Here is a 21,064-nt window from a genome sequence, read left to right as displayed (position 1 = left end):
GCTAGGAACCGATCAGCCCCAGCGCCGCAGCCTTCAACGTCGCCGCCGCCCGGCTATTGCACTCCAGCTTGCGGAACAGGTTTTCCATATGCGTGCGCACCGTGGACGGGCTCAGGCCCAGCTGCCGCGCTGCTTCCTTGTTGCTCATGCCGCGCGCAATCACGGCCAGCACTTCGGTTTCCCGTGGGCTGAGCAGGCTGCCGGCGCGCGCCGCAGCAACCGGCGCCGGCTGCCCCAGCATGGCCGCCACCACTTGCCCATCCAGCCGCCCCACCTGCACGTCGCCTTGCAATTGGGCGGCTGCCGTATCGGCATCGAACGCACCCCGCCAGGGCCGTGCTGCGCGCAGCGCCAGCCAGCATGAAGCGGCGGGCAGGATGCGCGCCGCCAGCGCGGTGGCGCCGCCCGCGCCACGGTAATAGCCGGAACCATCGAGCCGTTCGCCGATATGCGACGCCAGTTCCGCTTCTTCGGCCAAGTCACGCAATGAACCCAGCGCACGCGCCGTGCGGTATGGGTACAAACGCACTTGTTCCCATTGCGCGGAGTTCAGCGTACCGGCGGCATTCCATACCCGCTGCGGAATCGCGACCCGCCCCAGTCCCTGCAGCAAAGCGGCGCGCGCCACCGGTGCGGGCGCGATACCCAGCGCCTGTGCGGCAGCGGCAGCGCTGCCTGCCATTGCGCGCGAATGGCCCACCAGCCAGGCCAGCTTCAAGTCGCACAAATCCGCCACCAGCGCCAGCGGCACGTGGCGCGCCGCATCGGGCAACAGCTCCGCCTGCGTCAAGCCGGCAGCGGGGCCGCCGGGATCGCGTGCGCCGGGCGGGCGCGGCATCGGTTCCTTCGGCTCTGCGCCGGCCTTCCAGCCCTGTTCCAGCAATGCCAGCAGTGCCGGATCATGCGTGCCGTCCCCGTGCGTGCGCAGCATGGCGATACCCAGCTCGGAACCATACTCGCGCGACAGGATTTCCATGTCGCTGGCCAGCACGGCAACCCGCGTGGCCAGCGGAATCGCATCGCCGCCGCCCAGTTGCGAATAGCCGCCGCCATCCCACCGTTCAAATACGTGGCCCAGTGCGCGCGCCACGTCCGGCGACAGCCCCAGCATGGTGGCCACCAGCGACGCCACTTCGCAGTGGATGTCGCTGGCCTGCTTGCCCGCCTGCCGCGCTTCCGGCAGCGGCAGGCGCAAACCGATTTTGTCCGGCCGCAGCGCCAGCATGGCGCGCCGTCCCGCGACGTCATCGTCCAGCAAGGCTGCAATATTGTCTGCATTGGCCGTGCAGCCCACCCACCGCAGCAGCGCAACTTGCACGCAGGCGGCAACATCGGCGCCCGCTTCCCGCGCCAGCCACGCGGCGCAGGCGGCCGCCTGTTCGGAATGGTCGATTGGCTGCCCCATGCTGAGATCCCCCATGCGGGCCAGCAGGGCGAGGGCGGTGGACAGTGGGACAGTGAGGTTATCGACGGTATCGGTCATGGGGTCGGTTATTCATCCGATGGCGGGGCAGGGGGCGCAAACTTATAGTAACGCATCGGTTGCAAACATTGACCCCAAGGAGAACATCATGTCCGGTATTACCCTGTTTGGCACTTTTCACACTGTGATCGGCCTTGGCGCCGTGATTGCCGGCGCCCGCGCGCTGCTGCGCGATGGCGCGATCCGCACCACGTCAAGCATGGGCAAGGTTTATGCGGGATTGACCCTGGTGACCAGTGTCAGCGCACTGGCCATTTTCCATCACGGCGGCTTCGGTGTGGCGCACGTGCTGGCGCTGATCACGCTGGCGACGATGGCGCTTGCCGCGCTGGCGCAGCGGTTCGGCAAAACCACGGCCGCCATGCTGGCGTGGAGCGCCACGTACCTGTTTCACTGGGTGCCGGCGGTAACGGAAACCTTGACCCGCGTACCGGCCTTTGGCCCCCTGACGGTGGAATCGCCAGCCGTGAAAAACGCGCATGCGACATTGCTGGTGCTGTTCCTGGCGGGAGCCACGTGGCAGTTCCTGCGGCGTGGCCGCCTCGCGGCGGCACGCTGAGCAGGCGGGTTACATCAGTATGACGTCGTACTGTTCCTGATGGTAGGAGTTTTCCACCTGCAGTGAAATCTTCTTCCCAATGAAATCCCCCAGCATCGCCAGGTGCTGGGATTCTTCTTCCAGGAACAGGTCCACCACTTCCTGCGACGCGAGGATGCGGAATTCGCGGGGGTTGAATTGCTTGGCTTCGCGCAGCAGTTCGCGCAGGATTTCATAGCAGATCGTGCGCGATGTTTTGACTTGTCCCTTGCCGCCGCAAGCGGGGCACGGTTCGCACAGGATGTGGGCCAGCGATTCGCGGGTGCGCTTGCGCGTCATTTCCACCAGGCCCAGCGCCGAGAAGCCGGATACCGACACTTTGGTGCGGTCGCGCGATAAGGTCTTCTTCAACTCGGCCAGCACGGCGTTGCGGTGCTCCGTGTTTTCCATGTCGATGAAGTCGAGAATGATGATGCCGCCCAGGTTGCGCAAGCGCAGCTGGCGGGCAATCGCGTGCGCCGCTTCCAGGTTGGTTTTAAAAATCGTGTCGGCGAAATTGCGCCCGCCGACGAAGCCGCCCGTGTTGACGTCAATGGTCGTCATGGCTTCCGTCTGGTCGACGATCAGATAGCCGCCCGATTTTAAATCCACGCGGCGGCCCAGTGCGCGCAGGATTTCTTCTTCCACGCCATACAGGTCGAACAGCGGGCGCTCGCCCGTGTAATGGTGCAGGCGCGGCAGCACGCTCGGCGTGTACGTCTTGCCGAATTCCGTCAGGTTGATGAAGTTTTCGCGCGAATCAACCTGGATACTGGCCGTCTCGTCATGCACAAAGTCGCGCAGTACGCGCTGGGCCAGGCTCAAATCCTGGTGCAGCAGGCTGGTGGCAGGCAGGGTGCGCGCGCCGTGCGTGATGGCGGCCCACGTCTTGCGCAAGTATTCAATGTCGGCCGCCAGGTCGGCGTCCGTGGAATCTTCCGCCTGCGTGCGCACGATGTAGCCGCCTTTTTCGTCAGGCGGCAACAGGCTTTGCAGGCGCGTGCGCAATTGCTCGCGCTCCGCTTCCTTTTCAATCTTTTGCGAAATGCCGATATGGTTATCTTGCGGCAGGTACACCAGCATGCGGCCGGCTATGGAAATCTGGGTGGACAGGCGGGCGCCTTTGGTACCAATCGGATCTTTGATGACTTGTACCGTCAGTACCTGGCCATCAAACAGGATTTTCTCGATCGGGGTGGGGGCGGCGTTCTGGCCGTCGTGGGGACGGGCTTCCCAGATATCGGCCACGTGCAGGAACGCGGCGCGTTCCAGGCCAATGTCAATGAAGGCAGACTGCATGCCGGGCAGCACGCGCACCACCTTGCCGGAATAAACGTTGCCTGCCAAACCGCGCGTCAGGGTGCGCTCGATGTGCAATTCCTGCACAGCGCCCTGTACGATCAGGGCAACCCGCGTCTCCTGCGGGGTGATGTTAATCAGTATGTCTTCGTTCATGTTATGTAGACCGCCATATTTCTTGAAGGACGATCATACACACATTGCAAGTTGTTACCAAATGCTGGCGGATTATGGCAGCGGCAACCCTGCCTGGCGGAGCAGCTTGGCGGTTTCATAAATGGGCAAGCCCATGATGCCCGAATGGCTGCCTTCGATGTGCTCGATGAACACGGACGCCAGCCCCTGGATGCCATAGCCGCCTGCCTTGTCATACGGTTCGCCCGTCGCGCAATACGCCTGGATCGACGCCGGCGTCAGTTCGCCAAAGCGCACGTCCGACACTTGCGTGATTTGCGCTTCGAATCTCGTGTGTTTGACGGCGATGGCGGTCATGACCTGGTGCGTACGGCCCGACAGTTTTTCCAGCATGGCGATGGCTTCTGCCGTGTTGGCAGGTTTGCCGAGGATGGCGCCATCGATGGTGACGGTGGTATCGGCCGCCAGCACAGGGCGCGGCACCAGGTGGCGGCGCTGCAGCATGTTCCATGCGCATTCGGCTTTTTCCATCGCCACGCGGCCCACGTAGGTATAGGCGTCTTCGTTGGGATTGACTTCTTCCGTCACGTCGGCGCCGCGCGGGCCATCGCTGCGCAACAGCAGCAATTCAAAGTCCACGCCGATTTGCCGCAGCAATTCGCGGCGACGTGGGCTTTTCGAGGCCAGGTAAATTTTCTTGTCGACCGGTTTCATGTTTTTTTTATACCCTGGGTGCCGGGCCTTCAGGCCGGGCTTCCACATCATACTCGGTGATAAGGATGGTTTTGCGTGATGGTCCACGCACGGTACAGCTGTTCGGCCAGCATCACGCGCACCATCCCATGCGGCAGCGTCATGCTGGAAATACGGATCATGCCTTCGGCGCGCGCTTTCAAGGCTGGGTCGAGCCCGTCCGCGCCGCCGATCAGGAAAGCCGTATCGCGGCCATCCTGCTGCCACGTTTCCAGCGCCTGCGACAAGCCGACGCTGGTCAGATCCTTGCCCCGCTCATCCAGTGCAATGATGCGCACGGATTTTGGCAGCGCCGCTTCGATGCGCTCGCGTTCCAGCGCCATGGCGGTGGCCGCCGTTTTGCTGCCGGAACGCTCGACCGGCTTGATTTCCTTCAGCACGATGCGCAATTCCGGCGGCATGCGCTTCGCGTACTCGGCAAAGCCGCTTTCGATCCAGGCCGGCATTTTGTGGCCGACAGCGGCAATGATCAACTGCATGCCGGCTTACTCTGCGGCGGCCTTGCGGATACGCTTGATCACGGTCTTGGCTGGCGCTTCGGCGGCAGCCTTGACCTTGGCGGCGAGCTTGGCTTTTTCTTCCTTGTTGGCTTTGGTCGAAGCCGTCAGCGTCTTGGTCGCTGCAACTTTGACTTTCTTGCCTTCCGGGACCACCATGCCTTCCGGGATCACTGGCTCGACAGCTTTCTTGGCAGCGGACTTGCGGGCGGCCGGTTTCTTGGCCACCACTTCACCGTCGGCTGCCTTGACCTTCGACACGCCAGGCTTGCGCGCGGCGACTTTCTTCTCGATGACCGGTTCCGCAGCTTTTTCCTTCTTGCCGGCGGCCATGTGGCTGCTGGTCTTCTTCGGCGCCGCGTCAGCGGCTTCCTTGGTCGACTTGCGCTTGGCGGCGCCCAGTTTCACTGGCTTGTCGCCCCAGATTTCTTCCAGGCGGTAGTAGGCGCGGATCGGCGCCTGCATGATGTGGACGATCATGTCGCCCAGGTCGACCAGCACCCATTCGCCGGTCTCTTCGCCTTCCATGCCAACCACGTCGCCGCCGGCGTCCTTCACCTTGTCGCGCACCGACGCAGCCAGGGCCTTGGTCTGGCGGTTGGAGGTACCGGAGACGATGGCAATGCGGTCAAACAGGCTGGTCAGGTGGGTGGTGTCGAACAGGACGATTTCCTGGCCTTTCACATCTTCCAGGGCGTCAACGACGATGGTTTGCAGTTTTTTGATATCCATTATTATTTGTAAAGATTATGTTGTTCAATATAGTCTAGCACCACCGGGGAGATAAGCGAGTCTGGCTGCTCCCCCCGTTGTAATGCGGCACGAATGCCGGTGGACGACATGTCCAAAGCCAGATCGGGCGCCAGGCAAATGCAGCCTGCCGGCGTGGTGCGTACCCGCTCCGGGGTGGCCATGCGGCCGTTTAATTCATCCTGTACCGCTTGCGGCAATTGTTCCAGTGAGAAGCCGGGACGGGCTGCCGCGCAAATGTGCGCCAATTCAAACAGCGCTTGCCAGTCGCGCCACGTATCGAGCTTTTGCAGCTGGTCGGCGCCCATCAGGAACGCCAGGGAAACACCCGTTCCCAGTTGACGGCGCAGGTTACGCAGCGTATCGACTGTAAAGGTCGGCGTGCCCCGTTCGATTTCCTGGCAATCGATCACTACCGGGTACGGCTGGCCTGTAAAAGCCAGTTGCGCCATGTCGGCCCGCTGCTGCGCCGTGGCGCCCAGCGATGCTTTTTGCCATGGCAGGGCAGGCAGCACACGCAATTCGTCAGCGCCCAGCAAATGCATCCAGTGCGTTGCCAACGCCACGTGGCCCAGGTGAACCGGATCGAATGTGCCGCCCAGCAGGGCAATGCAGCGCACTATTATGCTAACCAGTCGCGGTGCGGCAGGAAGTCCGAATACAGCGCGGCTTCCGGGGTGCCTGGCTCGGGATGCCAGTCGTAGCGCCATTTGACGACCGGTGGCATCGACATCAGGATCGCTTCCGTACGGCCGCCGGACTGCAGGCCGAACAGCGTGCCGCGGTCGAATACCAGGTTGAATTCAACATAGCGGCCACGGCGGTAAGCCTGGAAATCGCGCTCGCGTTCACCGTATGGGGTGTCCTTGCGGCGTTCCAGGATCGGCAGGTACGCAGTGAGGAAGGCATCGCCCACGCTGCGCATCATGGCAAAACTGTCATCGAAAGGCGCTGCGTTGAAGTCATCAAAGAAGATGCCGCCCACGCCGCGCGCTTCCTTGCGGTGCTTCAGGTAAAAATACTCGTCGCACCAGCGTTTAAAACGCGGATGCAAATCGCTCCCGAATGGAGCGAGTGCATCGCGGCACGTGGCGTGGAAGTGCTTGACGTCGTCCACATTGCCGTAATACGGGGTCAAGTCCATGCCGCCGCCGAACCACCAGACCGGCGTGCCGTCATTGGTGGTGGTCGTGAAAAAGCGCACATTCATGTGCACGGTCGGGGCATACGGATTGCGCGGGTGCAGCACCAGCGACACGCCCATGGCTTCCCACGGCTGGCCGCCCAGTTCCGGACGGGCTGCCGCTGCCGAAGGCGGCAATTTGGCGCCCATCACGTGGGAGAAATTGCAGCCGCCGCGTTCCAGCACATTGCCTTCTTCCACCAGCCGCGAAATGCCGCCGCCGCCTTCCGGACGCTGCCACTCGTCGCGCAAGAACGCCTGGCCATCCAGCGCTTCAAGCGCTTCGACGATGCGTTGCTGCAGGCCGATCAGGTAGGCTTTAACGGCGGTAGGCGTTGGGATGGAAGACATCAGCTGGCGGTGAAAAAGGAAGGGGCGGATTATAGCATGGCCGCCTGCGCGCCAGTACGCCCCCGGGCCAGGCCGTCACATCTGCGTCCGTATGAATACTGTCACCCCGCGCGATGCGCCGGGCTGGATCTGGAAGTTGTTGTTGGCCGACTCGTAATACGTGCGGTTCGCCAGGTTGGCCAGATTCACACCGGCCTGCCAATTCTTGCCTTGGTAGCCGAACATGGCATCGAAGCGCACATAGCCGGGCAAGGCCACCGTATTGTCTTCGGTGGCAAAACGCCGGCCCGCGTAAAACGCGCCGCCGCCTACGGTGAAGCCCTGTCCCAGTTCATAGCTGGTCCACAGGCTGGCTGCCCGGTCCGGGATATTGGCGGGCCGGTTACCTACCGGATAGGTATGCGATTGCGTAATGCGGGCGCGGTTCACGGTCACGCTGCCATTCACTTTCCAGCCCGGCAACAGCGTGCCCGACACATCGGCTTCGAAGCCCTTGCTTTGCTGCTCGCCCGTTTGCACCTGGCGCAAGCCGGCCGGATCGCCGGGGTCGCGCGTCACGATATTGCGCTGCGTGATCTGGTACAGCGCCACGTTTGATACCAGCCGGCCGCCCAGCCACTCGCTCTTGGCGCCGGCTTCCCGCTGCAATGATACGAGCGGCTTAATGTGCGCCATATCCTGGCCGTTATAAAACAAGTCATTGCCCACCGGCAAAAACGAGCGGCTGACATTGCCATACAGCGCGTGTGCCGCAGTAGGCTGGTAGACCAGGCCCACGCGGGGGCTCCAGTCACGGTCCGTGCGGCGCTGCGCCAGGCCGCTGCGGTGGTCGTCCTGGCCTTGCTGGAAGCGGTCGAAGCGCACGCCCGCCAATGCTTTCCAGTGGGCGGCAAACGACAGCAAGTCTTGCAGGTACAGCGCGGCCGTGCGCCCGCTGTACCTGCTGTCGATCGTCATGGGGAGCGACGCCAATACGGGCGCCGCCATCACGGCTTGCGGCGCTTGCAGGCTGACGGGCGTGGCGGCGGCAGCGCGCACCACGCGGCCAGCCGTTTGGTAGCCCAGTTCGACCCCTGCCAGCAACGCGTGCTGCACGCTGCCGCCATCGAGCAGATAAACGGCTTCCGACTGGTTCAAATAATTGGTCTGGTCTTGCGGGAAAGACGTGATTTGGCGCCGCACTTGCGTGGCGTCGGCGGTCAAGCCCAGCGTGCGGGTATTGATGGCATCCAGATCCAGCGATGAATATTGGAAATTGTTGCGCAGCGTTAATTTATCGTTGACTGCGTGTTCCACGCTGAAGCGGGCGTTGCGCCCTTCGGTGGTGGCGTCGTCGTAGCGTTCGCCATAGAAATGACCCACCGGTACCGGTGCGGGACGTCCATTCAGCGAAGGAATGCCGCGGTCCGGCGTGCGGTCCTGGTGCAGGAACTCCGCTTGCAGCAGGAACGACGTGGCATCGCCTGCCGACCAGGCCAGCGATGGCGCCAGCACCGTGCGTTTTGAGTGCACGACGTCGCGGTAGCTGTCGCCCGACTCGACCGCGCCCGTCAGGCGGAACGATGCCTGGGCGGCCAGCGCGCCGCCCAGGTCCACGTCGAGCCGGCGCAATGCGTTGCTGCCGAAGGTCAGCGCCGCTTCGCGCAGCGGTTTGGCGACAGGTTTTTTCGTCACGCGGTTGATGGCGCCACCTGCCGAGCCGCGGCCATACAGTACGGCGGCCGGCCCCTTCAGCACTTCGATGCGCTCCACGTTGCCCAGGTCGCGGAAATACAGGCTGTCGTCGCGCATGCCATCGATCAGCGTATCGCGGGTGGCGTCAAAGCCACGGATATAAAACTGGTCGCGCCGCCCTTCGCCCTGCGCCGGTGCGACACCGCTGACATTGCGCAGCACATCTTTCATGTCCAGCACACCCTGTTCCCGGATCAATTCCTTGCCGGCCATTTGCACCGCTTGCGGCACGTCGCGCAGCGGTACGTCCAGCTTGGCCGCGCCGCTGGCGCTGCCGGACGCCGTCACGTGGACCGGCGCCATTTCAGCTTCCGCTGCGTGGGACGTGTGTGAAAACAGGGCCGCAATCGCGATGGCAAGGATGCGGGGCTGGCAGTAACGGGAAGGCATGGCGTGGCTCTTTCTGTTGACGTTAAAAATAAATGTGCTGCGGGTGCGGATGGCGCAGGAAATCGTGGTGCGAGATGTGCCATGCGTAGGCGCCCGCATACGGGAACAGCAGCAAGTCGCCCACGCGCACATGCGCGACCGGCGCATCGGTGGCCAGCACGTCTTTCGGCGTGCACAGCTGGCCCGCCACGGTGACGGTGCAATCCGTCACGCCCGGGCGCGGATAGGGGCGGTCCCACCTGTCAACCGGCAGCACGTGGAATGGATGGCTGTGGCCCTGTGCATAAGGCGTGCGGAACTGGTGGGTGCCGCCCCGCACGACGGCAAACGTGCGGCCGCCCGCCTGTTTGATGTCGATGACTTCGGCTGCGTAATAGCCGCAAAACGCGCTGACGTAGCGGCCCAGTTCAAAGCGCAGCCTTGGTGCGCCCGCACGTTCCGGCTGCGCCAGCAACTGCGCCAGACTTGCACTGAAGCGTGGCCAGTCGAATTGCTGGACCGGATCGCGGTAATTGACGCCGATGCCGCCGCCAACGTTGATGTGCTCAATGTGTAAGCCGTATTGCGTGCACCACTGGCGGCTCTGCTGCAGGTAAGCGGACAGCAATTGCACGTGGCGGTCCGCGTCCAGCTGGTGCGACAGCAAGTGGAAGTGAAAGCCGCGCAAGTCCAGCAGCGGTTCTTGCCGCAAGCGCTGCAGGCAGGCCGGCAAGTGCTCGATGGCGATGCCGAATTGCGTCGGCTTGCCGCCCATGACCAAGGTGGTGGTGGCCAGTTCCGCCAGCGGCGGATTGACCCGCAACAGCAGCGGCACGCGCTGGCCGCCGGCGCGCGCCAGCGCGGCCAGCCGTTCCAGTTCATGCAAGCTTTCCACGTGCACGGTCACGCGTTGTTCGATGGCCAGCGCCAGTTCCGTATCGAGCTTGCCGGGACCGCTGAAAATCAGCTGCGTGTGCGGGAACTGTTCACGCAGCCACGTGATTTCACCGCCGGACGACGCTTCGAATCCATCCACGTGCGGCGCCAGCGCATGCAGCAGCGGCGCATCGGAATTGGCTTTGACGGCATAAAAGAAGTCGCACTGCGGCGGCAAGCCTTCGCGGATGTGCGCCGCATGCCGCGCCAGCGCCTGCAGGTCATACAGGTAAGCGCTCCACGGGCCCTCCGCTGCCCCATGCGCTGCGCGCACTGCGGCGGTGACTTTGTCCCAATCGGGCTTCATGCGAGGCTCCCCGATACGAAGGGATTGGCAAACGGCGCATAGTCCGCCGCGCGATCCGCCTGCTTGAGGAAGCGGTTGGTTAAATTGCCTTTGCTGGGCAGTGGTTGTCCCGCCAGCACGGCTGCTATGCGCGGCGTCGATTCGGCGCAGCCAAATTCGCTTTGATAGCGCTGCAAATGGTGGCGCACCACGTTCCACAGGCGCTGCTGCATGGCGGGCTGGCCGGCCGCCAGCTGGTGGATCGCTTCGCAAAAATTATTGACGAACAGGCAGTACGCGATGCGCTTCCATCCCGCTTCGCGGCCATACCACAGCGCTTCCCGTGCACGCTGGCTGACACCGGGCAAGGCGTCGGCCGGATAGCGTTCAGCGACCAGTTTGACGCCTTCGAAATCGCGCAGGAATACCTGGGCGGGCTGATGGTGGACCAGGCCGATGACGACGTTTTGCAAATGCGGCTCGAACACGATGCCGTGCGCGAAATAGCAATACAGCACGGGATACATGACTTGCTGCACGTAGCGCGAGAACCATGTTTCCATGGCCGCTTGCGGCGCGATGTTTTCATGGCCTGCCGCCTGCTGCAGGATGGCCGCCAGCCGCGCTTCGCCCAGCACGTGGTTGCCGAACAGGGCGCCGGCCAGCAGCGGCGTCGCACCGGGCAACAGGTTGCCGTCATCAAAACCGCGGCGCAGGATCAGGCCGAAGCCTTCCGTGATGTCGCGGTTAAGCTGGGTGTCGGCATCCTGCAAATCCACCGACAGGAACGCCGGCTCTTCCATGATGGCGGCGCCCGGGAAGTGGCCGCGCAGCTCGGGCAGCACGCGCTGCATGATGCGGTTCACTTGCAGCGCGCCTTCCAGTTCATAGACGGCATTTTTGCGCACGCAATTAGTCAGGCGCACGTGCAGCGAGAATTTATAGAAATACGGATTGCCCGGCTGGTACAGCGTCCGCACCGACGACGTCGGGTAATACGGCTTCCCCTGCGCACCCAGGTGGCGGATGCGGCCGTCGCGCATGGCGTCCGCGATCAGTGGCTTGTCCAGCAGCCAGCGCGCCTGCCACGGGTGGGCCGGCACCAGCAGGTAGCCGTCATCCACCGTCAGGCCGGGCGGCGCGTGTTGCGCAAGGATGGCGCTGCACGGCTGGCCTGTCGTGGATTGCTGGGTTACGGCGTCGTGCCGCACGGCGAAATAGTGCAGCGGGAAGCCGCCCCGTAATTCCGGCGAATAGCGGCGCAAGTCATCGGCGGAAAAGCCCTGGCGGCTTTTTGGCGCCGGGTGGAAAGGGTGGCCATAGGTCAGCGACTGTTCCGAATCCAGGTATGCCTGCAGCGGGTCGGACGGTACGGTGTTGGCCCAAGGCGCTTCAAGGATGGTGGCCGTCACGTGCACGCTGTCTTCGATTTGCGCCAGCAATTCAGTGTTGTACGGCTGTCCCGTCTTCGCGGCCAGGTCGCGGATCACGAGGTCGGCCAGGCCGCGCCAATCCAGCATGGCCCAGCCATGGCCGGCCGTCTTGCCATACAGCGCAGACAGATAGCGGTAATTGCCGCTTGGTGAATCGTGTTCCACGGCGATGACGACGCGGGTGTCCAGGCGCGGCAGCAGGATGTGCAGCGCGTGGCCGCTGGCCAGTGCGCAGCGCAACGCCAATGGCCAGTCATTTTGGCCAAACAGCGGGCCGACGCTGGCCTGTCCCTCGGGAATGGCGACTTCGCGGCAATAGCAGTTGAGCAGCGTTTCCAGGCTGCGTTGCGCGGCGGCGCAATAGGCGGCCGACAACGCGGGCCGATGGTGCAAGGATAAATCCGGCATGACAACTCCAATAGCAGTAGTGGCTGGCCGCATGGTTAATCGGTGCTGCGCGCTGGCGGTTGATAACAGGCCCGGCGTGGCCGGGCGATAAAAATCAGGGTAGTGCTCAAGCCGATCGCGGCGGCGCCGATCAGGAATGGCGCGTGCGGGCCCCATTGCGTAGCTGCGCCGCCGGCCATGGCGCCGGCGGCAACGGCGCCCCACTTGGTGCTGGCTTCCAGCGAACCGAAACGGCGGCCCGCGTTGCCTGCATCGGTGATGGCGGCAACCAGTCCGTGCAGCGCGATATAGCAAGCCGTCATGGCTGCGCCCATCAGGCTGCGCAATACGATCAGCGTCGGCAAGTCGTGGCTGTGCGCCTGTCCCAGCAAGGCCGCAGCCAGCAATGCCTGGCTGGCCAGCAAGGTGGGAAGCAGGCGCCGGCGTCCAATGCAAGGCGTCATGGGCAGCGCAAACAGCAGGTACGCCAGGTGCGGCAAGCCAAACAGCCAACCCGGCGCGGACGGCGGCAAGTCCGCCAGCGCGTGTTCGGCAAACGGCACGAAATACGGGAACGTGATGACCGTGCCAAAGATGAAGGCAAAATTCAGCGCATACACATGGGCGGGCGCGACCGGTGGCGTCGTGCCGGTTGTTGTCCGGCCTGTTGGCGGCGTTGCCGCCGCCGATGGCGGGGCAGGCATGCACCAGACCAGCGCGGCCGACAGCAGCGGCAGCAGCGCCAGCCAGCGGTACATCTGTAATGGCTGTGCGCCCTGCGACAGTACGCCCATCAGCGCCGGACCGGCAAACAGCGCCGCCCGCGCTGAGCCCTGCATCAGCGTCAATAAGCGCGTCAGGCGATGGCCGCTGGCCACGGTGGCGAGATACGCATTGGATGCCGCAAAGGTGCCGCCGAGGATACCCTGCAACGCCAGCGCCGCGCCGAATTGCCACACGTTGTCCGCCAGGCTGGTGAGCCAGAAACTGACGGCCAGTCCGAGGTGGGCGCGCAGCAGCAGGCGCTTCTTGCCATAGCGGTCCGCCAGCGCGCCCCACCACGGATTCGACAATGCCGCCAGCAAGGTCGGGATGACGAAGAACCAGCCGGCCAGCCATGATGCGCCGCTGTGCAGCGTTTCGCGCAAAATGCGGTCGTAAAACGGCGGCATGCCCAGCGCGGCAAAGGCGGCGGCAAAGTGGCCCGCCAGGGTGGCGGCAATGATGCGGCGGCTGGTCATCGGGCCGGGGTGCCAGCGCAATGGACGGCCATGGCGCTGCGGTGCCGGTGTAACGGATTGGCCACGGTCTGCAAGCGGGCTTCGGTTTCCGCAAACAGGCGGCGCTTTGCCAACTGTTCCACGACGATCGCGGGCGCGAACAAATCCATGGCGGCAAAGCGCTCCGCCAGTTCAGGATGGCGTGCCTGGTAACGGTGGATGCAGGCGGCGATGCGGGCCCAGAAGTCCGCTTCCATCAAGCCGTAATGGCGGCGCAGGAACAGCGACAGTTCGCCGAAATTAATGAAGAACACGGCATCGTGGAAATAGTCGCGCACCTGTTCCGGCGTGGCCGCTTCCATGCCGGCCGTGGCGTTAACTTGCTTGCGGAATGACGGTGTGGGCGCCAGTGGCGGACAGCGGCCGGGATGCTGCAGGCAGGACGGCAGGAAGCGCAAGCCGCCCGGCAAATCTTTCAGCGCGATCCGTTGCGGCAAGCCTGCACGGTGAATCAGCACGATGTTTTGCGCATGCGCTTCCATGCCGATGCCATGCGCATACAGCAAGTGGACCAGCGGCGCAATGCTGGCTTCAAACAGCGCGTCCAGCCAAGCCGTCAATCCATGCCGCGCCACCCATGGCGCAATGAATGGCTGGCCATCCGCTTCGCACTGGCACAGGCCGGAAAACGGCGCCGCGGCCTCGCCTGCGTGCAAGTGCATGTCCACGCTTTCGCGCCATACTGCGCCCAGCATGCCGTATTGGCGGGCCTGCATCGACAGCGGCAAACCGGGCGGCCGGTACGTGATGCCCACCACTTCGCGCAAGAACACCAGCCCATAGCCGCGCAGCGCGGCATCGTCAGCCAGGATGCCGCACAGCCAGTCCGACACCAGTGGGGCGTTTTCTACGTTGTGGCAAGACAGGATGCGGTCGGCCGACGTGTTGACGATGCTGATCGGCAGCTTGACGTGCGCACCTTTGGGCCGGCTCGCATTGGCCAGCGAGCGGATCGATTGCAGCGGACGGTAGCGGTCGTCGCCTTCACCGAGCAGCACGAGGTCGCGGCTGTGCAGCAAGGGGAACAGTTCCGCGGCGATTTTCTCGCGCCATTGCCAGGGGTGGGCGGGCAGCAGGTAATAGTCGTGCGGGTCGAGCCCACGCTCGTGCAACGCCGCCATAAAGCGGGCATGCCGTACTTCCCCCAGTTCGGCGCGCACAAATGCGGCGGCATCGATATCGCTGCACGCTGCCAGCGATGCAAGCGGTTTGCGGATGGCCAGCCAAATCAGGCGCACGGCGGGTGCGAATTCCGGACCATACGCGAGGTTATCGAGCGGATCAAAGCCGACCCGGGATTTGTAGCATGGGTGGTACGGATGGCCATCCTGTAATTGCCCTTCCAGCGCCGTCAAGTCACGCTCGCCGTGGCGGATCTGGCGCAAGTGCAGCGACACCGTGTCCTTCAACAGCGTTTGCTGCAATTCGTGCAGGAAGCGCGCCAGCAATGGTTCATCGGCATGGATGACGGGGCCGGTTTCCAGCACAAATTCCTGGACCGACGCGGCCGGGCGCATGCCTTCGGCACTGATGCGCAGCAGCGGCGTATCGTCGAGGCGGATACGTTCAAAGCTGTCGCTGATGTAGCCGTGGCAGCGGAACGTGACCGGCTGTCCCGCGCTGGTTTGCGCATCGATGTCGAACGTGACGTCGTCCGGGCCGTTGACCGTCGTGCGGACATTCAAGACCCGCTCGAACAGCAGTGCTTCAATCAATTGGCGCAGCACGCGGCGCTGCGCCGTCTGGTAGCTGGGTGACGCGATGGCGTCGGTCAGCGCCATCCACGATGGCAAGGTATCGCTGTTGTCCCGCATGGAGTTCCTCTGGAAAGCGTGTCTGCCCGCGCGGCTGCGGGGCAGGGGTGACTGGCGGCTTTCCAGGGAAGGGAAAAACAGGCTGGCTTGAAAATTCTGAAACGATATCAGAAAAGCTACTGTATATTAAATGAGAATCATTTGCAATAGAGGGGGAAAAAAAACGGGCATCTTTTTCAAGACGCCCGTCCGGTGTGCGCTGGCTGCTGAATTAATGCTTCAAGCCACGCCAGCCGATGTCGCGGCGGTATTGCACGCCATCGAAGTGGATTTTTTCCACGGCGTCATAGGCGACTTTCTGCGCCATCTTGACGTTGTCGCCCAGGCCGACGACGCACAGTACGCGGCCGCCATTGGTCAACAGCTTGCCGTCCGCTTCCGTCGTACCCGCGTGGAACGTGACAGATTCCGGCGTTTCCGCAGGAATACCGGCAATGACGTCGCCTTTTTTCGGATCGTCCGGATAGCCGGCCGCTGCCAGCACCACGCCCACCGCTGTGCGGCGGTCCCATTCCAGTTCCACGGCATCGAGCGTGCCATTGACAGCGTGTTCCATCACGGACACCAGGTCCGTCTTCAGGCGGGCCATGATGGGCTGGGTTTCCGGATCGCCCATGCGGCAATTGAATTCCAGCGTTTTGGGATTGCCCGCTGCATCGATCATCAAGCCGGCGTACAGGAAGCCCGTGAATGGAATGCCATCCTTGTGCATGCCCGCGATGGTCGGGTTGATGATTTCACGCATGACGCGCGCATGCATGGCCGGCGTGACGATCGGGGCAGGGGAGTACGCGCCCATGCCGCCCGTGTTCGGGCCCTGGTCATTGTCTTGCAGGCGCTTGTGGTCTTGCGACGTCGCCAGCGGCAAAATGTTTTTGCCATCGCACATGACGATGAACGACGCTTCTTCGCCGGCCAGGAATTCTTCGATGACGATGCGGGCGCCCGCGTCGCCAAAGCGGTTGTCGGACAGCATGTGGTCCACCGCCTGGTGCGCTTCGGCCAACGACATGGCCACGACGACACCTTTACCCGCCGCCAGGCCGTCGGCCTTGATGACGATCGGCGCGCCTTTGGCGTCAATGTAGGCGTGGGCTTGCTGCGCGTCGGAGAAGGTTTCGTATTCCGCGGTAGGAATGCCGTGGCGCTTCATGAAAGCCTTGGCGAAATCCTTGGACGATTCCAGCTGCGCCGCCTCTTTGGTCGGGCCGAAGACTTTCAAGCCCTTGGCGCGGAACAGGTTGACGATACCGCCCGCCAGTGGGGTTTCAGGACCGACCACTGTCAGCGCAATGTGCTCGCGCTCGACGAACGCTGCCAGCGTGTTCAAGTCACTGATGTTGATGTTTTGCAGGCGGGCATCGCGTGCCGTGCCGCCGTTGCCCGGGGCAACGTAGACCATTTGCACTTTTTCCGATTGCGCCAATTTCCAAGCCAGCGCATGTTCACGGCCGCCGGAGCCGACTACCAAAATTTTCATAAGAACTCAACAAATTAAAGAAATCCGGTAGGCGGCATACTGGCCGCCGTAGGGCGGATTAGCGCGCAGCGCGTAATCCGCCATGTTTGAGCCGCCGTGCAGCTTGCCGGATTACGCTGCGCTAATCCAGCCTACAATATGGGGTCCCAGTCGCTTATTCTTCGATAATGGCGTTGGTATAGACTTCCTGAACATCGTCCAGGTTTTCCAGCAAGTCCAGGATCTTTTGCATCTTGATCGCATCTTCGCCGGTCAGCCTGGTTTCCGTCGCGGGTTTCATGATGACTTCCGCCACTTCAGCCTTGAAGCCGGCCGCATCCAGCGCATCCTTGACGGCGGAGAAATCCAGCGGCGCGCACAGCACTTCGAAACCGCCTTCTTCGTCGGCAATCACGTCTTCCGCGCCGGCTTCCAGCGCCGCTTCCATCAGCTTGTCTTCATCCACGCCCGGCGCGAACAGGAACTGGCCGCAATGCTTGAACATGAACGACACGGAGCCTTCCGTGCCCATGTTGCCGCCGTGCTTGCTGAACGCGTGGCGGACTTCCGCCACCGTGCGCACGCGGTTATCCGTCATGCAGTCCACGATGATGGCGGCGCCGCCCAGGCCATAGCCTTCGTAGCGGATTTCTTCATAGTTGGCGCCGTCTTCACCGCCGGTGCCGCGCAAGATCGCGCGGTTCACATTGTCTTTCGGCATATTTGCGTCGGCGGCCTTGTCGATGGCCAGGCGCAGGCGCGGGTTGGCGCTGGGGTCGCCGCCGCCCATGCGCGCGGCAACGGTGATTTCCTTGATCAGGCGTGTCCAGATTTTGCCGCGCTTCGCGTCTGATGCAGCCTTTTTATGCTTGATATTGGCCCATTTGCTGTGTCCAGCCATGTTCAATCTTCCTTCGACGGTATCCCAGTGAGGCCGGTATTTTAGCATAAGGGCATGCCGGTTTTACCGCCTCCGAGAGGGAGGTCGCCTGTTGCGATGTGTTGTATGGCTTCCAAAGTCATGCGAAAAACACGGGAATTGTTATCTGGTTGAAATGTGAATTCGTTAATATCTTCCGATCGTACTTTTTTTGATAGGCGGGCATGAAAATGGATAGAAGGCAATTTATTAAATTCAGCGGATTTATCACTGCTTCGGCAGTCACTGGCGGCCTTGCGGGTTGCGGTGGCGGCAGTGATTATGTTCCGCCCGCCAATCCGCCAGTGACGGGCAAGGACTGGAAGTTCCCTCAAAGCGTAGCTTCGGGCGACCCGCGCGCTGACAGCATTTTGCTGTGGACCCGCGTGGTGCCGGCCGCGATGGACGCCGTGGCCACCGTACCGGCCACTAACAAAGATGTCGTGATTCAACTGCGCGTCACCGCCGACGCCAATACGGCAGGCAGCAATGCAGCGCTGGCCGGCACCATGGTGACCGACATCAGCCTGCCGGCCCAGGCGCAATATGACAACACGATCCGCCACAAGTTGACGGGCCTGCAGCCGGGCACTACTTATTATTATCAATTCGTCGCAGGCGATGTCCGAACCAATATCGGTCGCTTCAAGACTGCCCCGGCAGCCGGCACGTCTGTCAGCCAGCTGCGCTTTGCGTACATGACGTGCCAGGACTGGAGCATCAACCACTGGGGCGCAATGGCGCATATCGCTGCCAACGAAGACCTGGACTTCATCATCCACCTGGGCGACTACATCTACGAAACCGTGGGGGAAGCGTTCCAGGCTGGCGCCGTGGAAACGCGCCATGATGCGCTGCAATTGCCGAACGGCGTGTTCAAGAATGGCACGTCCGGCGCGAAATACGCATCGACCTTGGCCGACTACCGCTACCTGTACAAGAAGTACCGTACCGACAGCCGCCTGCAAGCCGTGCACGAGCGCTTCGCGTTCATCGCGATCTGGGATGACCACGAATTCACGGACGACGCGTGGCAAGATGCGCAAACCTATGACGGCCAGAACGCTGCCGACGGCGGCAACGTCAAGGACACACCGCGCCGCCGCAACGCCAACCAGGCGTGGTTTGAATTCATGCCGGCCGACGTGTCGTTTGACGCGGCCAATGCATCGTTCCAGAACATTAAGATTTACCGCGACTTCCAGTTCGGTAACCTGATGTCGCTGATCATGACGGACGAGCGGCTGTACCGTGCCGACCACGTGATTCCGGAATCGTCGCCGAACCCTGCCGATGGCAAACCGATTGGTTCGATTGGCTCGCGCTACCTGGTGCCGCAGGATTTGCTCAATGCCGTGGAAGCGCAAAAGATGGCGGCAGCCGGCAAGGCTGGCGCCGACCCGCTGACGCCAGTGTCGATGCTGGGCAATACGCAGCGCGACTGGTGGAAAGACAAGATGAAGTCGGCCACCGGCACGTGGAAACTGTGGGGCAATGAAGTATCGCTGCTGCGCATGGGCATGTCCGGCGTGGATGCCGTGGCCACGCTGCTGGCGTTGAATGCCGTGGGCACGCTGGCCACCACCATCGGCACGACGGCCGCATCGACCGGTGGCAACGTGCCGCTGGCGGCCGCCATCGTGTCGGGCGCCACCTCGGGCGCCACGCCTGCCGTCGCACAGGCGGCTGCGCAAGCGATTGCCGGCGCGGGCCTGAGCCAGATCGTGCAGGGCGCTGCCGCCATCCAGGCCGGCCTGACGGAAGCGCAGGCGCGCATTGCTGTCGGCACCTATGGCGCCGCGAAAGATGCACTGGCAGCCAATGCCGCCGCCGGCGCCGCCGCTGCAGCGCAAGCTGCTGCCGTCGCTGGTGCGCAAATCATCGCATTTGGCTGGATCAAACCCGACATCCTGGCCAAGAAAGCCGAGTCGCCATTCGTGGCCGCGTCCGGCAAGCTGGCCGCGCTGGGCCCCTACATGCGCCGCTTCCTCGTCAATTGCGACCAGTGGGATGGCTATAACAGCGAACGCAAGGCGCTGATGTCGCACCTGAAGTCCAACAGCATCACCAACGTGGTGGCGCTGACGGGCGATATCCACTCGTTCTTTGCCGGTACCGTCAACGATGACTACGATGCGGCCAATGGCGGCACGCCGGTGATGGTGGACCTGGTGTCGGCAGGTATCAGCTCGGACTCGTTCTTTGTCTACCTGCGCGATGCGGCGGCCAGCCTGGGCGACCTGGCGACGCTGGTGTCGTACCCATTGGCGCTGCCGGTGCCGAACCTGGGCACGGTCAGCATCGACGTCAACTTGCTGGACTACACGCTGGGCAAGGCAGCGCCGACCGTGGACAGCTTGCTGGACCAGATCAAGATACGCCTGCGCGGCGTGCTGGCCTCAAAAGGCGTGCCGGAAGCGCAGCTCGACGCCACCGTGGCCGCGCTGCAAGGCGGCCTGAAAACCAACGCCGCGTTCACGGGCCAACTGGTGCCGCTGGCGCAGCAACTGGCAGGCTTGAACAGCAACCCATGGCTCAAGCACATCAATACGGATGCGCAGGGCTATACGGTGGTGACGGTGACGCCAGGCAGCGTAGCGGCGCAGTTCAAGCAGGTGAACAAGCTGGTGGGCGGCAACGCGCCGGCCAACACGATTGCCAACGTGACGTATGCCACCGTGCTGGCGGGTTCGCCTTCGGTGATTATCGCGTAATCATCGGGTGACTGAGGGCGGCGGATTCTTGAAATCCGCCGCCGCTGCACGCTGGCGTGCGGAAATGCGCTGCGCCTGCTCGATCACGCTGGTGGCTGTCAGGTTAAAGCCGGAGAACGGCAACCCGGCAGCTTGCAGCGCGCCGACGACCCACGAATTGCAGTTGTTGAACAAGCTGTAATTGCCCGTGGCCTGGTAGTACAAATTCAAGTTTGCTTTGGGCTGGCCCAGATAAATGGGCTTGCCGTCGGCATCGGCGGCAATGGTGCGGTCGATATACGCGGCCAGTTGCTGGTAGCCGCGCTCCGTGACAGCCAGCACAATACTGGTGGCCTGCGCGACATTGGTGGGCGGATTGTCCGCGGCGCCAAACACTTGCAGCGCCGGGAAGTCCGAAGCCACCATGGCTTTCACTGCCTGTTTCCAGCCCGGGCTATCCTCGACAAAGTATTGCCCATCTCCCCAGCCCACCACCAGGTACCGATGGCCGTGAAAATCGCGCCCGAGTTTGACGCTGCGCGCGGCAATCGCGTCGCCATCCAGCAGTAACGCGGTGTGCCAGTCGTTTTGAATCAGGTAGATGTGGTGCGGGGCCGGTTCCGCCGCAGCAAGCGCGCGGTCCTGCAGATTGCTGCAGCCAGGCAGCAGAACAATAAATGCCAGGATGGCAAGACGTTGGGCAATGGTGCTGACACTCATAAATGA

The 21,064-nt window shown here is 63.0% G+C and carries 17 protein-coding genes; 2 read left to right on the top strand and 15 right to left on the bottom strand.

Annotated elements, in window-relative coordinates; all coding sequences use genetic code 11:
- Position 1: 1 nt before the first annotated feature.
- Positions 2 to 1,483: an HD domain-containing phosphohydrolase gene (locus tag GM668_RS01635; RefSeq protein ID WP_155437182.1), complete on the bottom strand. Its 1,482-nt coding sequence runs from the start codon at positions 1,481 to 1,483 to the stop codon at positions 2 to 4.
- Between the two features lie 88 nt (positions 1,484 to 1,571).
- On the opposite strand from GM668_RS01635, the gene GM668_RS01630 reads away from it, so the two are divergent.
- Positions 1,572 to 2,042: a hypothetical protein gene (locus tag GM668_RS01630; RefSeq protein WP_155437181.1), complete on the top strand. Its 471-nt coding sequence runs from the start codon at positions 1,572 to 1,574 to the stop codon at positions 2,040 to 2,042.
- A 9-nt stretch (positions 2,043 to 2,051) separates the two neighbouring features.
- Here the strand turns inward: GM668_RS01630 and rng are convergent, their stop codons facing one another.
- From rng to GM668_RS01565, 13 genes are all read right to left on the bottom strand, one after another.
- Positions 2,052 to 3,515 carry a ribonuclease G gene (rng, locus tag GM668_RS01625; protein WP_155437180.1) on the bottom strand — a complete coding sequence of 488 codons (1,464 nt, stop codon included), beginning with the start codon at positions 3,513 to 3,515 and terminating at the stop codon, positions 2,052 to 2,054.
- Between the two features lie 72 nt (positions 3,516 to 3,587).
- A complete protein-coding gene (locus GM668_RS01620) occupies positions 3,588 to 4,208 on the bottom strand; it encodes a Maf family protein (protein WP_155437179.1) in 621 nt (206 codons plus the stop codon).
- A gap of 47 nt (positions 4,209 to 4,255) precedes the next feature.
- The gene (gene rlmH / locus GM668_RS01615; RefSeq protein WP_155437178.1) at positions 4,256 to 4,726 is read right to left on the bottom strand and encodes a 23S rRNA (pseudouridine(1915)-N(3))-methyltransferase RlmH; all 471 of its coding nucleotides are present in this window, start codon (positions 4,724 to 4,726) and stop codon (positions 4,256 to 4,258) included.
- A gap of 6 nt (positions 4,727 to 4,732) precedes the next feature.
- Positions 4,733 to 5,476: a ribosome silencing factor gene (rsfS, locus tag GM668_RS01610; RefSeq protein ID WP_155437177.1), complete on the bottom strand. Its 744-nt coding sequence runs from the start codon at positions 5,474 to 5,476 to the stop codon at positions 4,733 to 4,735.
- A gap of 2 nt (positions 5,477 to 5,478) precedes the next feature.
- Positions 5,479 to 6,117: a nicotinate-nucleotide adenylyltransferase gene (locus GM668_RS01605; protein WP_371868630.1), complete on the bottom strand. Its 639-nt coding sequence runs from the start codon at positions 6,115 to 6,117 to the stop codon at positions 5,479 to 5,481.
- Entirely contained in the window at positions 6,117 to 7,028 is a 912-nt protein-coding gene (gene hemF / locus GM668_RS01600; RefSeq protein WP_155437175.1) for an oxygen-dependent coproporphyrinogen oxidase, read from the bottom strand. Before hemF ends, GM668_RS01605 begins: the two co-directional genes overlap by 1 nt.
- A 75-nt stretch (positions 7,029 to 7,103) precedes the next feature.
- Complete coding sequence (locus tag GM668_RS01595; RefSeq protein WP_170305447.1) at positions 7,104 to 9,152, bottom strand: TonB-dependent receptor; 2,049 nt, start codon at positions 9,150 to 9,152, stop codon at positions 7,104 to 7,106.
- A gap of 22 nt (positions 9,153 to 9,174) precedes the next feature.
- A complete protein-coding gene (locus tag GM668_RS01590; RefSeq protein ID WP_155437173.1) occupies positions 9,175 to 10,374 on the bottom strand; it encodes a type III PLP-dependent enzyme in 1,200 nt (399 codons plus the stop codon).
- A complete protein-coding gene (locus GM668_RS01585) occupies positions 10,371 to 12,194 on the bottom strand; it encodes an IucA/IucC family protein (protein ID WP_155437172.1) in 1,824 nt (607 codons plus the stop codon). The genes GM668_RS01590 and GM668_RS01585 overlap by 4 nt, the downstream gene beginning before the upstream one ends.
- 35 nt (positions 12,195 to 12,229) lie before the next feature.
- Positions 12,230 to 13,414, bottom strand: coding sequence for an MFS transporter (locus GM668_RS01580; protein WP_155437171.1), 1,185 nt, complete (start codon positions 13,412 to 13,414; stop codon positions 12,230 to 12,232).
- Positions 13,411 to 15,267: an IucA/IucC family protein gene (locus GM668_RS01575; RefSeq protein WP_155437170.1), complete on the bottom strand. Its 1,857-nt coding sequence runs from the start codon at positions 15,265 to 15,267 to the stop codon at positions 13,411 to 13,413. Before GM668_RS01575 ends, GM668_RS01580 begins: the two co-directional genes overlap by 4 nt.
- Positions 15,268 to 15,478: 211 nt before the next feature.
- Entirely contained in the window at positions 15,479 to 16,747 is a 1,269-nt protein-coding gene (gene purD / locus GM668_RS01570; RefSeq protein ID WP_155437169.1) for a phosphoribosylamine--glycine ligase, read from the bottom strand.
- Between the two features lie 154 nt (positions 16,748 to 16,901).
- Positions 16,902 to 17,627 carry a YebC/PmpR family DNA-binding transcriptional regulator gene (locus GM668_RS01565; RefSeq protein WP_155437168.1) on the bottom strand — a complete coding sequence of 242 codons (726 nt, stop codon included), beginning with the start codon at positions 17,625 to 17,627 and terminating at the stop codon, positions 16,902 to 16,904.
- 209 nt (positions 17,628 to 17,836) lie between these two features.
- Between GM668_RS01565 and GM668_RS01560 the strand changes: the two genes are divergently transcribed.
- Positions 17,837 to 20,359 (top strand): alkaline phosphatase D family protein, encoded by a 2,523-nt coding sequence (locus GM668_RS01560; RefSeq protein WP_155437167.1) that lies wholly within the window; start codon positions 17,837 to 17,839, stop codon positions 20,357 to 20,359.
- Here the strand turns inward: GM668_RS01560 and GM668_RS01555 are convergent, their stop codons facing one another.
- Entirely contained in the window at positions 20,360 to 21,058 is a 699-nt protein-coding gene (locus tag GM668_RS01555) for a DUF2459 domain-containing protein (RefSeq protein ID WP_155437166.1), read from the bottom strand. It abuts the gene before it with no gap.
- Positions 21,059 to 21,064: the final 6 nt, after the last annotated feature.

The sequence above is a fragment of the Pseudoduganella ginsengisoli genome (genome assembly GCF_009720865.1).
GTDB classification, from domain to species: Bacteria; Pseudomonadota; Gammaproteobacteria; order Burkholderiales; family Burkholderiaceae_D; genus Rugamonas; species Rugamonas ginsengisoli.
Note: the sequence above shows the minus strand (reverse complement) of the source record. Positions and strands in the feature narration are given on the sequence as shown.